This window comes from uncultured Lutibacter sp., from assembly GCF_947493565.1.
GTDB lineage: Bacteria > Bacteroidota > Bacteroidia > Flavobacteriales > Flavobacteriaceae > Lutibacter > Lutibacter aestuarii.
This window is the reverse complement of record NZ_CANLRG010000003.1, coordinates 142,676-155,230: the sequence shown is the minus strand read 5'-3', so window position 1 is coordinate 155,230 and position 12,555 is coordinate 142,676. Positions and strand designations below refer to the sequence as shown.

The following is a 12,555-nucleotide window of genomic DNA, read 5'->3' as shown; positions in this document are numbered from 1 at the left end:
TGAGTAAATCAAACGGGTTTTTTGTTTTTATTCCTTTTTGATTTACTGAAACTTATGAAATTAAAAAATGAATAAAATAAAAATCGCAGTTCAAAAATCAGGAAGATTAAACGAAGATTCACTTAAACTATTAAAAGATTGTGGTATTTCAATTGATAATGGAAAAGATCAATTAAAAGCTTCAGCAAGTAACTTTCCTTTAGAGGTTTTCTATTTGAGAAATGGTGATATTCCTCAATATTTAAGAGATGGTGTAGTAGATATTGCTATTATTGGAGAAAATGTTTTAGTTGAAAAGGGTACAGATATTACTGTTGCCGAAAAATTAGGGTTTTCAAAATGCAGGGTTTCTATTGCAGTGCCTAAAGATGTATCTTATACTAATATTCAAGATTTAAATGAAGCTCGTATAGCAACTTCATATCCCAATACCGTTTTAAACTATTTTAAAAGATTCAATGTCAAACCAGACATACATATCATTAATGGTTCTGTTGAAATAGCTCCTAATATTGGTTTGGCTGATGCAATTTGTGATATTGTTTCCAGTGGAAGTACCTTATTTAAAAATAATTTAAAAGAAGTTGAACAAATATTAACAAGCGAAGCAGTGTTGGCTGTTTCTCCAAGTATTTCCAACCAAAATCAAGAAATATTGAACAAACTTCAATTTAGAATTCAAGCGGTTTTAAAAGCTAGAAAATCTAAATATATTTTAATGAATGCACCCAATGAAAAAATACCAAGTATTATTAAACTACTGCCAGGAATGAGAAGTCCTACGGTTTTACCTTTGGCAGAAGAAGGATGGAGCTCAATTCATACAGTAATTGAAAAAAATTCATTTTGGGAAGTCATAGATGAATTAAAAGAAAATGGAGCTGAAGGACTTTTAGTAATTCCAATTGAAAAAATGGTACTATAATTTTAATTAATAATAAGTTTTAAAATGAACACAAATATAAATCCACCAAAAGAAAATTGGTCTTCACTTTTACAAAGACCTACAAAAACAGTTGAAGCTATTGAAACAACAGTTTCTTCAATTTTTGATGATGTAAAAAGAAATGGTGATGACGGAATTAAGCGATATACCTCTATATTTGATGGTGTAGAATTAACCAATATCAAAGTTACTGACGAAGAAATTTTACAGGCTGAAAATTTAATTTCAAAGGAACTTAAAGAAGCCATACAAGTTGCAAAAAATAATATTTCTAAGTTTCACAGTTCCCAAAAAACCAAGACCCATAAAATTGAAACTACAAGTGGTGTTTTTTGTTGGCAAGAAAAAAGACCTATTCAAAAAGTAGGCTTATATATACCAGGAGGAACCGCTCCATTATTTTCTTCGGTATTAATGTTGGCAATTCCTGCCAAAATAGCGGGTTGTAAAGAAATAATTTTATGTTCTCCTCCTAATAAAAAAGGTGAAATTAATCCAGCAATTATTTATGCTGCTAAAATTTGTGGTGTTACAACTATTTTAAAAGTAGGGGGTATTCAAGCTATTGCTGGACTCGCCTTTGGGACTGAAAGTATTCCAAAAGTATTTAAAATTTTTGGACCAGGTAACCAATATGTAACGGTGGCGAAGCAATTAGCAACAAAGTTTGGAGTTGCAATTGATATGCCTGCAGGACCAAGTGAATTGTTAGTAGTAGCCGATGATAGTGCAAATGCTAGTTTTGTTGCTTCAGATTTATTGAGTCAGGCAGAACATGGAACCGATAGTCAAGTTATTTTGGTAACAACTTCTAAAAAAATACTGGAAAGTGTTAAATTAGAATTAGTAAAACAACTGAATAGTTTGTCGCGAAAAACAATTGCAGAAAAAGCAATTGAAAATTCAAAACTAATTTTTGTAGAAACTAAAGAAGTGGCTTTAGAACTTATAAATGAGTACGGTCCAGAACACTTTATTGTTTGTACTAATACGAATGATTTTTATACTGATGGAATTGAAAACGCTGGTTCTGTTTTTATAGGAAATTATACTCCTGAAAGTGCAGGTGATTACGCTTCAGGAACCAATCATACATTACCTACAAATGGGCATACCAAAGCTTATTCTGGTGTAAATTTAGATTCTTTCACCAAAGCTATTTCATTTCAGAAAATTTCTAAGGAAGGTATTCAAAATATAGGAAAAACTATTGAAATTATGGCAGAGGCAGAGGGTTTGGATGCTCACAAAAATGCAGTGACTTTACGTTTAAATAATTTAAAATAATGAATTTTAGTATTGACAATATAACTAGAGCTAACATTAAAAAAGTGAGTCCATATTCTTCGGCACGTGATGAATTTAAAGACTTTTCTAAAGAAATGGTGTTTTTAGATGCCAATGAAAATCCGTTTGAGAATGGGGTAAACCGTTATCCAGACCCACAACAAATTTTAGTAAAAATGGAGTTGGCAAAATTAAAAGGGGTTTCAATACATCAACTTTTATTAGGCAATGGAAGTGATGAGGTATTGGATTTATTATTTAGAGCTTTTTGTGAGCCTAAAGAAGATAATATTTTAACGCTACCACCAACTTATGGAATGTATAAAGTATTGGCTGAGATTAATAATGTAGAAAATAAAGAAGTGCTTTTAACTGAAAATTTTCAACCCAATGTAAATGCCATTTTAGCTTCTGCTAATAAAAACTCTAAACTATTATTTTTATGTTCTCCAAACAATCCAACAGGTAATTCTTTTACAGCTAAAGAGGTTGAGAAGCTGTTAAATTCATTTAAAGGAATAGTAGTTATAGATGAAGCTTATATTGATTTTTCATCTCAAAAAAGCTGGTTACAAAGGTTAAGCGAATTTCCAAACTTGGTAATTACTCAAACATTATCAAAAGCTTATGGTATGGCTGGTATTCGATTAGGAATTTGTTATGCTTCTTCTGAAATTATTTCAATTTTAAATAAAATAAAACCACCGTATAATATAAATGAATTGACCCAACAAAGAGCGATAGATAGATTGGTAAAACCTTTGGAAATTAAAAATCAAATAACCACTATTTTAAATCAAAGAACGTTTTTAATAAACGCTCTTAAAACCATTTCGTTTATTGAAAAAATATACCCAACAGATGCTAATTTTGTATTGGTAAAAGTTCCTGATGCAACAAAAATATATCATCAATTACTTCAACAAGGAGTGGTTGTTAGAAATAGAACCTCTCAACTTTTATGTGAAAACACATTACGTTTAACGGTAGGGAATGAACAAGAAAATACAAAACTTATAAATGCATTAAAAACTATTTAAAATGAAGAAAAAAGTACTTTTTATAGATCGTGATGGAACTATAATTAAAGAAACCGTTGATGAACAGATTGATGCGTTTGAAAAAATGATCTTTTACCCAAAGGTATTTACATTTTTAGGAAAAATAGCGAAAGAATTGGATTTTGAATTGGTGATGATAACCAATCAAGATGGTTTAGGAACAGATTCTTTTCCTGAAGAAACTTTTTGGCCAGTTCATAATTTTATTTTAAAATCTTTTGAAAATGAAGGTATTATCTTCAGTAATGTTTTTTTAGATAGAACCTTTCCTCACGAAAATGCACCTACTCGAAAACCAGAGACAGGATTATTAACTCAATATTTTTCTGAAGCATATGATTTAGAAAATTCATTTGTAATTGGAGATAGGTTAACTGATATAGAATTGGCTAAAAATTTAGGTGCAAAAGGAATTTTTATCAATGATAATACCAATTTAGGTACTGGAGAAACTACAGTTAAAAGAAGCGAATTAGATAAAGTAATTGCCTTAGAGAGTAACGATTGGGAAAAAATTTATGAGTTTTTAAAATTAAAGAATAGAACAGCTGAATTAACACGAAACACTAACGAAACTAAAATACACATCAAACTAAATATTGATGGTACAGGTAAAAGTGATATTTCAACTGGAATTGCTTTTTTTGACCATATGTTAGATCAAATTGCGCGTCACGGAAATATGGATTTAACAATAAAAGTTGATGGCGATTTAGTAGTAGATGAACACCATACTATTGAAGATACCATGATAGCTTTAGGTGAAGTATTTTCAAAGGCATTAGGCAATAAATTAGGAATTGAACGCTATGGTTTTTGTTTGCCTATGGACGATTGCCTAGCGCAAGTAGCTATAGATTTTGGAGGAAGAAATTGGTTGGTATGGGATGCAGAATTTAAACGTGAAATGATTGGTAAAATGCCAACAGAAATGTTTTATCATTTGTTTAAATCATTTACAGATGGTGCAAAATGTAACTTAAATATTAAAGCTGAAGGAGTAAATGAACATCATAAAATTGAAGGTATTTTTAAAGCATTTGCAAAAGCAATTAAAGCTGCTGTAAAAAGAGATTCTGAAAAAATGATTTTACCTTCAACTAAAGGAATGTTATAATGAAAATAGTAATTATTAATTATGGAGCAGGTAATATCCAGTCTATCAAGTTTGCAATACAACGTCTAGGTTTTGACGCTATATTATCTGATAATATTTCAGAAATAGAGCAAGCAGATAAAGTTATTTTTCCTGGAGTTGGGGAAGCAAGTAGTGCAATGAGAAAATTAAAAGCTACTGGTTTAAACACTATAATTCCTAAGTTAACCCAACCTGTTTTAGGTATTTGTTTAGGAATGCAATTAATGTGCAACTATAGTGAAGAAGGTAGTACAAGTGGTTTAGGTATTTTTAATGCTGAAGTTGTAAAATTTGATAAAAAACTGAAAGTACCTCAAATAGGATGGAATCAAATTAAAAATTTATCAACTAATTTATTCAAAGGAATTAAAGAAAACGAGTATATGTATTTAGTACATAGCTATTATGTTCCTTTAAATAAAAATGCCATAGCAACTACAGAATATGGAATAGAATATGCCTCAGCATTGCAAAAAGATAATTTTTATGGTGTGCAATTTCATCCAGAGAAGAGTAGTATTTCAGGAGAAAAAATAATAAAGAATTTTTTAGAATTATCACATGAGAATTATACCCGCAATTGATATTATAAATGGAAAATGTGTTCGCCTTTCAAAAGGCGATTTTTCCACACAAAAAATATACAATGAAAACCCATTAGAAGTAGCTAAAATGTTTCAAGATTATGGGGTTAAGCACTTGCACTTGGTTGATTTGGATGGGGCAAAAGCAAGTCATATTGTTAACTATAAAGTATTGGATAATATTGCATCTAAAACTCAATTGTCTATTGATTTTGGAGGAGGTCTAAAATCTGATGAAGATTTAAAAATTGCTTTCGAATCTGGTGCAACTCAAATTACAGGAGGTAGTATTGCAGTTAAAAAACCAGACACTTTTAAAAATTGGTTGCAAAAGTTTGGCTCCAAAAAAATAATATTAGGGGCTGATGCTATCAACGAAAAAGTAACAATAAGTGGTTGGTTAGAGGAGAGTGAGGAAAGCCTTGTTCCATTCATTCAAAATTATGAAAAGGATGGTGTTAGTTATGTTATTTGTACAGATATTTCAAAAGATGGCATGTTACAAGGACCTTCATTTGATTTATATCAAAAGATATTAAACTCAACCACGAACATTAAATTAATTGCTTCAGGAGGGATTTCAGCCTATGATGAGTTACCTAAATTAGCCGAAATGGGTTGTGAAGGAACCATTATTGGAAAAGCAATTTATGAACAAAAAATAAGTATGAAACAACTTGAAAAATTCATTTTAAATAACTAAAATGTTAACAAAAAGAATTGTACCGTGTTTAGATATTAAAAACGGAAGAACTGTTAAAGGAATTAATTTTGTCGATTTGCGTGATGCTGGTGATCCAGTAGAACTAGCCGAAATTTACGCAAAAAAAGGCGCTGATGAGTTAGTTTTTTTAGATATCACTGCTACAGAACAAAAGCGAAAAACCTTAATTGATTTAGTTTTAAAGGTAGCTGAAAAAGTCAATATACCATTTACTGTTGGAGGTGGAATTTCTTCGGTTGAAGATGTTGAATTACTATTAAATTCGGGAGCAGATAAGGTATCTATAAACTCTTCGGCGGTTAAAAACCCACAATTAATTAGTGATTTGGCTTCAAAATTTGGAAGTCAATGCATTGTAGTGGCTATTGATGCTAAACAAATTGATGGAGAATGGATGGTTCATTTAGTAGGAGGGAAAGTTCCAACAGAAATTAAATTATTTGATTGGGTAAAAAAGGTAGAACAGTTGGGAGCTGGTGAAATTTTATTCACTTCAATGGATCACGATGGTACAAAAAATGGTTTTGCAAATGAGGCTCTAGCTTATTTAAGTGAATTGGTTAATATTCCTATAATTGCATCTGGTGGTGCCGGAAAAATTCAACATTTTACCGATGTTTTTTTAAAAGGCAAAGCTGATGCTGCATTGGCAGCAAGTGTTTTTCACTTCAAAGAAATAGAGATTAATAATTTAAAAAAAGAATTAAAAAAAAATAATATACCCATAAGGTTATGACTATAAATTTTAATAAAAATAACAACGGTTTAGTGCCAGTAATTATTCAAGATGTAACTACAAAAAATGTTTTGATGTTAGGCTATATGAATGAAGAAGCTTATTTAAAAACACTTGAAACAAAAAAGGTTACTTTTTTTAGTAGAACAAAAAATAGACTTTGGACTAAAGGAGAAGAAAGTGGGAATTTTTTAAAACTTGTTTCAATAAAAAATGATTGTGATAAAGACACTCTTTTAATTCAAGTAAATCCAGAGGGACCTGCGTGTCATACAGGTTCAGATACTTGTTGGAATGAAGAAAATAAACCAACATTTGGTTTTTTGACTACCTTAGAAAATGTGATTAAAAACAGAAGAGAAATAGCTGATTCTAATAAAAGTTATGTAGCCTCATTATTTGAAAAAGGTATTAATAAAATTGCCCAAAAAGTTGGTGAAGAAGCTGTAGAAATTGTGATTGAAGCTAAAGATTCTAACGATGAATTATTTTTAAATGAAGGAGCAGATTTATTATTTCATTACTTAATTTTATTGCAAGCTAAAGGCTATGAACTTGCTGATATTTCAAAAATATTAGAAGGAAGACATACTTAAAATACATTTATAAAGTAATTGAAATGAGCTGTGCTTAATTTAATTTTTTTGTATATTGAACTTTAAATTCAAATTAAATGACGACTATTTCTAAATCAACATTAGAATTTTTAAGTAAGCTTAAAGAAAATAATAATAGAGATTGGTTTAATGAGCATAAACCCAAATTTCAAATTGAACAAAACAAAGTAAAGCAGTTTTACAATAGCATTATGGAACAATTAAAAACCCATGATGATATTGAACAGCTTAAAATGTATCGTGTTTATAGAGATGTTCGTTTTTCGAAAGATAAAACTCCTTACAAACCTCATTTTGCGGGTTCTTTTTCAAGAGCAACAAAAAAATTAAGAGGCGGATATTATTTAAGAATTAGACTAGGAGAGAGTTTTTTGGCTGGTGGCTTTTGGCAACCCAATAAAGAGGATTTATTACGAATTAGAAAGGAATTTGAAATGGATAGCCAAGAGATTCGAGAAATTATGAATGATAAAAATTTTAGAAACTTTTTTGGAAAATTGCAAGGAGACTCTTTAAAAACAGCACCTCGTGGTTTTGATAAAAGTCATCCAGATTTAGATTTAATTCGGATGAAACAATTTATTGTGGTTAGAAATTTTTCTGATGAAGAAGTACTTGCTTCAAATTTTTTAGAAGAAATAGATCAATCTTATAAAGCCATGCGTCCTTACTTCAATTATATGAGTGAAATTTTAACTACTGATTTAAATGGGGTTTCAATTATAGAATAAAACAAGCGACTTATTTTGAGTTGCTTTTTGTATTTAAAGAGTTGTGGTAGTTAACTATTTCTTTTCATTAAAGCCATATAAAAACCATCATATCCAGATTTAAAAGGGGATACTTTATGATCTTTTTCTAATTCAAATTCAGGATGATTTTTTATAAAATTTTTCACTTGCTTTTCATTTTCAGAAGGTAATATTGAACATGTAGCATATACAATTTTCCCTCCAACTTTAACCAATTGAGAATAACTTTCTAAAATTTCTGCTTGCGTTTTTATAATATTTTCTACAAACTCAGGCTGTAATTTCCATTTGCTATCAGGGTTTCTTTTTAATACACCAATACCACTACAAGGAGCATCAATCAAAACTCTGTCAGCAGTACCTTTCATTTTTTTGATTATTTTAGAAGAATCAATAACTTTGGTAGTTACATTATGAACACTAGCTCTACGAGTTCTAACTTTTAGCTTTTTTAACTTACTTTCATAAATATCAGTTGCTATAATTTGACCTTTATTTTCCATTAATGCTGCTAAATGCAGTGTTTTTCCACCAGCACCAGCACAAGTATCAATTACTCTCATTCCAGGTTTTACTTCTAAATATTCTGCAACTAATTGAGAAGAGGCATCTTGTACTTCAAAAAAACCTAGTTTAAATGCTTCAGTTTTAAACACATTGGCACGTTCAACTAATTTTAAAGCATCTTTATAACCATCAATAAAAACTGTTTCAATACCTTCGTCGGCTAATTTTTTTTGTAAAGAAAGCTTAGTTGTTTTTAAAGTATTTGTTCTTAAAATAACTTCAGCTTCTTTATTGAGTTCATGAATTTCTTTTGTCCAATGTTTTTCACCCAACTCTTTTACTCCTAATTCATCTAACCAATCAGGAATAGATTCTTTAAAAATTCTTACTTTTTGAAGCTCGTCAAATTTCCCTTTTATTCTTCTTTCTGGTACCCCTTGTAATTGATTCCAGTCTGGTAAAGGATATCCTTTTAAAACCGCAAAAACCGCAAAGTTTTTCCATATATTTTCTGTAGTATAATGAGATTTTGTTCCAGCAATTTCATTGTATAAACGTTTCCATCTAACCATTTCATAAATGGTTTCTGCAACAAATTTACGGTCTCTTGCTCCCCAGCGAGCATCACGCTTTAAAGCTTTTTGAACAACTTTATCTGCATATTCTCCTTCATTAAAAATTAACTTTATAGAATCTACTACGGTAAATACTAAATTTCTGTGTAATCTCATATTAAAAATTTAAGGCTGCAAAGATACGTAATTTGTTACTAAGAAAATTTTCTTTAAAACAAGTTAATTGAAACAGTTGATATTACAAATTGCGTATTGCTGTTTGAATTATTATCTTCGTGCTTTCAATACAAAAAATGCCAAATTACAATCTTAATACATCTATCTCTTATTTAAAAGGAGTTGGACCTAACCGAGCGGATTTGCTTAAATCGGAATTAGGAATTTTTACGTTTGGTGATTTGGTTAATTTTTTTCCAAATAGGTACATTGATAGAACGCAATTTTTTAAAATAAATGAGCTTCAAAATAATTCTTCTGAAGTACAAATTATTGGAAAAATAACCACGATTAAAACAGTTCAACAAAAAAGAGGAAGTAGATTGGTAGCAACTTTTACGGATGGAACTGGATTTATGGAATTGGTTTGGTTTAGAGGTGCAAAATGGATTAAAGAAGCATTAAAAATTAATACACCTTATGTAATTTTTGGGAAAACTAATTTTTTTAATGGTTTATTTTCTATGCCACATCCAGAAATGGAATTAGTTGCAGACTATAAAAAAAGTTTGAGGACTGCTATGCAGCCAATTTATCCTTCAACAGAGAAATTAACCAATAAAGGAATTACTAACAAAGTAGTTTCTAAAATGATTCAAAACTTATTTGAAGAAGTAAAAGGTAATTTTATAGAAACGTTGTCAACTTCAATTATAAACGATTTAAAGTTAATTTCTAAAAAAGAAGCTATTTTAAACATACATTTTCCAAAAAATCAAGAATTATTAACAAAAGCACAAATTCGATTAAAATTTGAAGAGCTATTTTTTATTCAATTGCAATTAATTAGAAAAAAGTTAATAAGGAAATCTAAAATTAAAGGATTTAATTTTGAAAAAGTAGGCAATTATTTCAATTCATTTTATAACAATAAACTTCCCTTTGACTTAACCAATGCACAAAAAAGAGTTTTAAAAGAAATAAGAAAAGATTTAGGTTCTAATGCTCAAATGAACCGCTTATTACAAGGTGATGTTGGTTCTGGAAAAACCATTGTGGCACTATTAACAATGTTAATTGGACTTGATAATGGTTTTCAGGCAGCCTTAATGGCGCCAACTGAAATTTTAGCAACCCAACATTATAACTCTATAACTGAATTATTAAATGGTTTAAATGTAACAGTTAAATTACTTACGGGTTCTACCAAAACAAAAGAGCGAAAAATTATTCATGAGCAGCTAGAGTCTGGAGAATTAAATATTTTAATTGGGACTCATGCTTTAATTGAAGATAAGGTAAAGTTTCAAAATTTAGGAATTGCAATTATTGATGAACAGCATAGGTTTGGAGTAGCACAACGTTCAAAAATGTGGAAAAAAAATGAATTACCACCACATATATTGGTGATGACTGCCACTCCAATTCCAAGAACATTAGCCATGAGTGTTTATGGCGATTTGGATATTTCTGTAATTGATGAATTACCACCCGGAAGAAAAGAAGTAAAAACGGCTCATAGGTATGATGCAAATAGATTGTCAGTTTTTAAATTTTTAAGAGAAGAAATTTCTAAAGGAAGACAGGTTTATATTGTATACCCGTTAATTAACGAGTCCGAAGCTATGGATTATAAAGATTTAATGGATGGATATGAAAGCGTGGTAAGAGAATTTCCATTACCAAATTATGGTGTAAGCATTGTGCATGGTAAAATGAAACCAGCAGATAAAGAGTATGAAATGCAACGCTTTATAAATGGTGAAACTCAAATTATGGTGGCAACTACCGTAATAGAAGTGGGAGTAAATATTCCAAATGCAAGTGTTATGGTCATTGAAAGTGCAGAGCGTTTTGGCTTGTCACAATTACATCAGTTGAGAGGTAGAGTTGGGCGTGGAGCAGAACAAAGTTATTGTATATTAATGACAAGTTTTAAGCTTTCTGAAGATGCCAAAATACGTTTAAATACGATGGTTGATACAAGTGACGGATTTAGAATTGCAGAAGTTGATTTAAAATTAAGAGGCCCAGGTAATTTAATGGGAACTCAACAAAGTGGGGTTTTAAATTTAAAAATTGCAGATATTGTAAAAGATACTCAATTGTTAAAAAAAGCTAGAAGTACTGCTATTGATTTACTAACAAATGACCCTTCTTTAAAACTACCAGAACATAAATTGATTAGAATTGCTTATCAAGAAATAAGTAAAAACAGTACAATCTGGGCTAATATTAGTTAAATTATTCAACTAAAAAATTGTAACTATTTTGTAGATTTGAATACTAATTAACAAACAATAACTATAAAAAACTTAATAAATATGGGATTATTTGATGAAATAAAGAAAAAATTAAGTCACGAATTTATTGATATTATTGAGTGGTTAGACACCACAGACTCAACAATTGTACATAGATTTGAACGTTACCAAAACGAAATAAAAAATAATGCTAAACTTATAGTAAGAGAAGGTCAAACTGCAGTTTTTATAAACGAAGGTCAGTTGGCAGATGTTTTTAAACCAGGAACTTACACTTTAAATACTAATAATTTACCAATTTTAACCACATTAAAAGGTTGGAAATACGGTTTTGATAGTCCTTTTAAAGCCGAAGTTTATTTTGTAAATACGCATTTATTTACAGATGAAAAATGGGGAACAAAAAATCCAATTACATTAAGTGACGATAGGTTTGGTTTAGTAGAAATTAGAGCTTTTGGAACCTACGCCTTTAAAATTAACGACCCTGGTAAGTTTATTATTGATATTGTTGGAACTGACGCAAATTTTACCAATTTTGAAATAAACGAGCATTTAAAAAGTTTAATTTCAACACGATTTACTAATACTGTTGGTAGTGCAAATTTACCCATAGAATTATACGCTACTAATATCACAGAACTTTCAGAAACATGTAAAGAAGTAATGCAACCAGAATTTAATTCTGTTGGAATTTCTTTAGAAAAGTTTTTTATTGAAAACGTATCAATGCCTGAAGATTTGAAAAAAGAAATTTTTGAATACAGCAGAATTGATAAATTAGACTTAGATAAATTAACAAAGTTTAAAACTGCAAAAGCTATTGAAGCAGCTGCAGCTAATGAAGGAGGAACTGCAGGAGCTGGAATGGGAATGGGAATGGGCTTTGTATTAGCGCAACAAATGGGCGGAATGATGAATCCGGCAACACAACAAACAAATACTACACAACCAAATGTAGCTGTTCCACCTCCAATGCCTGTTCAAATTCAATATTTTTATGCAGTTAACGGTCAACAAATGGGACCAGTTTCTATAGAACAATTAAAAGGTTTTTTTGCAAATAGAACTATAAATAAAGATTCGTTAGTTTGGAAACAAGGAATGGCAAATTGGACTCCATTAAAAGATGTTCAAGAGTTGCAATCGTTTTTAGGAGGAAATACACCGCCGCCATTACCAACTGTTTAATATTTAATTGATTTTAA

Annotated in this window: 12 protein-coding genes; 11 read left to right on the top strand and 1 reads right to left on the bottom strand. The window is 30.0% G+C overall.

Annotation, left to right across the window (positions count from 1 at the left end):
* The first annotated feature begins 67 nt into the window (after positions 1-67).
* The 9 genes from hisG (at position 68) to Q0714_RS04330 (ending at position 7,824) form a co-directional block, all read left to right on the top strand.
* On the top strand, positions 68-925 hold the full coding sequence (gene hisG / locus Q0714_RS04370) for an ATP phosphoribosyltransferase (protein WP_298263089.1): 858 nt from the start codon (positions 68-70) through the stop codon (positions 923-925).
* A gap of 24 nt (positions 926-949) precedes the next feature.
* Positions 950-2,233, top strand: a complete 1,284-nt coding sequence (hisD, locus tag Q0714_RS04365) for a histidinol dehydrogenase (protein ID WP_298263088.1) — start codon at positions 950-952, stop codon at positions 2,231-2,233.
* On the top strand, positions 2,233-3,273 hold the full coding sequence (hisC, locus tag Q0714_RS04360; RefSeq protein WP_298263087.1) for a histidinol-phosphate transaminase: 1,041 nt from the start codon (positions 2,233-2,235) through the stop codon (positions 3,271-3,273). The genes hisD and hisC overlap by 1 nt, the downstream gene beginning before the upstream one ends.
* A 1-nt stretch (position 3,274) precedes the next feature.
* Positions 3,275-4,411, top strand: coding sequence for a bifunctional histidinol-phosphatase/imidazoleglycerol-phosphate dehydratase HisB (gene hisB / locus Q0714_RS04355; RefSeq protein WP_298263086.1), 1,137 nt, complete (start codon positions 3,275-3,277; stop codon positions 4,409-4,411).
* Positions 4,411-5,016, top strand: coding sequence for an imidazole glycerol phosphate synthase subunit HisH (gene hisH / locus Q0714_RS04350; RefSeq protein WP_298263085.1), 606 nt, complete (start codon positions 4,411-4,413; stop codon positions 5,014-5,016). The genes hisB and hisH overlap by 1 nt, the downstream gene beginning before the upstream one ends.
* The gene (hisA, locus tag Q0714_RS04345) at positions 4,994-5,719 is read left to right on the top strand and encodes a 1-(5-phosphoribosyl)-5-[(5-phosphoribosylamino)methylideneamino]imidazole-4-carboxamide isomerase (RefSeq protein WP_298263084.1); all 726 of its coding nucleotides are present in this window, start codon (positions 4,994-4,996) and stop codon (positions 5,717-5,719) included. Before hisH ends, hisA begins: the two co-directional genes overlap by 23 nt.
* Position 5,720: 1 nt before the next feature.
* Positions 5,721-6,476, top strand: a complete 756-nt coding sequence (gene hisF / locus Q0714_RS04340; protein WP_298263083.1) for an imidazole glycerol phosphate synthase subunit HisF — start codon at positions 5,721-5,723, stop codon at positions 6,474-6,476.
* Positions 6,473-7,072, top strand: a complete 600-nt coding sequence (gene hisIE, locus Q0714_RS04335) for a bifunctional phosphoribosyl-AMP cyclohydrolase/phosphoribosyl-ATP diphosphatase HisIE (protein WP_298263082.1) — start codon at positions 6,473-6,475, stop codon at positions 7,070-7,072. Before hisF ends, hisIE begins: the two co-directional genes overlap by 4 nt.
* Before the next feature lie 77 nt (positions 7,073-7,149).
* Complete coding sequence (locus tag Q0714_RS04330) at positions 7,150-7,824, top strand: DUF2461 domain-containing protein (protein ID WP_298263081.1); 675 nt, start codon at positions 7,150-7,152, stop codon at positions 7,822-7,824.
* Between the two features lie 50 nt (positions 7,825-7,874).
* On the opposite strand, the gene Q0714_RS04325 is transcribed toward Q0714_RS04330, so the two are convergent.
* The gene (locus Q0714_RS04325; protein ID WP_298263080.1) at positions 7,875-9,083 is read right to left on the bottom strand and encodes a methyltransferase domain-containing protein; all 1,209 of its coding nucleotides are present in this window, start codon (positions 9,081-9,083) and stop codon (positions 7,875-7,877) included.
* Between the two features lie 137 nt (positions 9,084-9,220).
* Between Q0714_RS04325 and recG the strand changes: the two genes are divergently transcribed.
* Together recG and Q0714_RS04315 are read left to right on the top strand one after the other, a co-directional pair.
* Positions 9,221-11,326 carry an ATP-dependent DNA helicase RecG gene (gene recG / locus Q0714_RS04320; protein WP_298263079.1) on the top strand — a complete coding sequence of 702 codons (2,106 nt, stop codon included), beginning with the start codon at positions 9,221-9,223 and terminating at the stop codon, positions 11,324-11,326.
* Positions 11,327-11,407: 81 nt separating this feature from the next.
* Positions 11,408-12,538, top strand: coding sequence for an SPFH domain-containing protein (locus Q0714_RS04315; RefSeq protein WP_298263078.1), 1,131 nt, complete (start codon positions 11,408-11,410; stop codon positions 12,536-12,538).
* The last annotated feature ends 17 nt before the right edge of the window (positions 12,539-12,555 follow it).

Bases quoted from the DNA above. Each gene is read 5' to 3' on its own strand.
- Q0714_RS04315 (WP_298263078.1), top strand. From the start codon at position 11,408: ATGGGATTATTTGATGAAATAAAGAAAAAATTAAGTCACGAATTTATT.
- hisF (WP_298263083.1), top strand. From the start codon at position 5,721: ATGTTAACAAAAAGAATTGTACCGTGTTTAGATATTAAAAACGGAAGA.
- hisH (WP_298263085.1), top strand. From the start codon at position 4,411: ATGAAAATAGTAATTATTAATTATGGAGCAGGTAATATCCAGTCTATC.
- recG (WP_298263079.1), top strand. From the start codon at position 9,221: ATGCCAAATTACAATCTTAATACATCTATCTCTTATTTAAAAGGAGTT.
- hisIE (WP_298263082.1), top strand. From the start codon at position 6,473: ATGACTATAAATTTTAATAAAAATAACAACGGTTTAGTGCCAGTAATT.
- Q0714_RS04330 (WP_298263081.1), top strand. From the start codon at position 7,150: ATGACGACTATTTCTAAATCAACATTAGAATTTTTAAGTAAGCTTAAA.
- hisG (WP_298263089.1), top strand. From the start codon at position 68: ATGAATAAAATAAAAATCGCAGTTCAAAAATCAGGAAGATTAAACGAA.
- Q0714_RS04325 (WP_298263080.1), bottom strand. From the start codon at position 9,083: ATGAGATTACACAGAAATTTAGTATTTACCGTAGTAGATTCTATAAAG.
- hisA (WP_298263084.1), top strand. From the start codon at position 4,994: ATGAGAATTATACCCGCAATTGATATTATAAATGGAAAATGTGTTCGC.
- hisD (WP_298263088.1), top strand. From the start codon at position 950: ATGAACACAAATATAAATCCACCAAAAGAAAATTGGTCTTCACTTTTA.
- hisC (WP_298263087.1), top strand. From the start codon at position 2,233: ATGAATTTTAGTATTGACAATATAACTAGAGCTAACATTAAAAAAGTG.
- hisB (WP_298263086.1), top strand. From the start codon at position 3,275: ATGAAGAAAAAAGTACTTTTTATAGATCGTGATGGAACTATAATTAAA.